Annotated in this window: 1 protein-coding gene; it reads left to right on the top strand. The window is 60.8% G+C overall.

Annotated features, from left to right (window positions below; all coding sequences use genetic code 11):
- Positions 1–14 precede the first annotated feature (14 nt).
- Positions 15–1,366, top strand: a 1,352-nt coding sequence (locus NKH35_RS31730) for a hypothetical protein (RefSeq protein WP_352917572.1), incomplete at its 3' end; no start/stop codon positions are given.

Genomic DNA, 1,366 nt, shown 5'->3' with positions numbered 1-1,366 from the left:
CCAATGTTCACGACATGGCCCAGTTCAGCTTTCGGGCTAGCGACCGCGAGTGGCGTCGCCACCTCGATCGCTGGCCCACAGACGTTCGTGCCGAAGAACGCTTGCTCCTAGCGCTCGATCGCAGCCTGTGTGAAGCCATAGAGATCGGGAGCGACGTCGGGCTGGTTCAGGCGGATGGCGACCTGATGTCTTTCGACCTTGCACTGGTTCATGCGCCCGAGGCCGACGAAGGGCTCGTCGACCCAAATGATCGACACAAGAGTAGTTGGCGGCTTAACGAGCCTGACGCCCATAACGACCACTTCGCACCGCTCGTTCGCATGATGACTGGTCTATGGCGACGGCTGGCTGGCCGCGACGCACGACGCGCGAGCCGGATTGCGACGGTCTGGATCGAACGCGACCCACTGATCTTCAAGCGGCTCGCAGCTTGGGCTGCGACCGAAGGCGACAACGCTTCGGCAACCCTAGTTGAACGCTATCTGCTCGACACGAACCGAACGCGATATTGGCAGTCCGACAATAGCCCGGAGCTCGTGCGCTTCTATTGCAAACGCTGGAATCACCTCGCGCCTGAGACACGACATGCGATCGAGCGTGCGATTTTGGCCGGCATGCTCCCCGAAGTCATCCATCGCATCGCGACGCGAGGAAACCGAGATCATGCGCGGGCGCTCTACACCACGCGCGAGCTCGTTCGTATCAGGACAGCGGGCGGCCGACTGTCTCGCGAGGCGAGCCGGCGGCTGAATGGCTACTATCGTGCCTTTCCCGACTTACCCCGCCAAATGCCGATCTACGCCCACCTATATAATCCGAGTTGGTCAGGATCGGGCTATTCGGCCGACATTCGAGTACTCGATGAAGTCAGCGATTCCCAACTGCTCGAGAGCGCTGAAGCTTTCGAGACCAACAATCGCATTGAACAAGCCGACTTGTGGAGCGTATTCGCCCGAAACGAGCCCGTCCGAGCCTTTGCGGCGCTACGGGATGCGCAGGCTAAAGGGCAGTTTCCGTCGCATCGCTGGCAGCCCTTCCTGAGCCTCTACGCTTCCCCCGAGGCCGAGCATGCGCCAGAGACATGCCCGCCCTTAAACAATGTCTTGCAAGTCCTCGCGCAACTGCCGGGCGACGCCCTTGCTCCCGTCACACACCAACTTGCCCGTATCGTCGAGCGCCACGCCTATGCGATTGACAATCCCCTCTTCCAAAAGATCCTTGCGCTATGGGACCAGTTGGCACCCGTCGCCGCTCACGAACAGGACGAGCGCGACTCCCCCCTATCCGAGTTGGTGTTCTCACATCCGCTAGGTATCATCGCCGACAGCCTCGTCAGCATGCTCGACAAGATGCAACTCGCACCTGG

This window comes from Mesorhizobium sp. M1143 (assembly GCF_040318435.1).
Lineage (GTDB): Bacteria > Pseudomonadota > Alphaproteobacteria > Rhizobiales > Rhizobiaceae > Mesorhizobium.
Note: the sequence above shows the minus strand (reverse complement) of the source record. Positions and strands in the feature narration are given on the sequence as shown.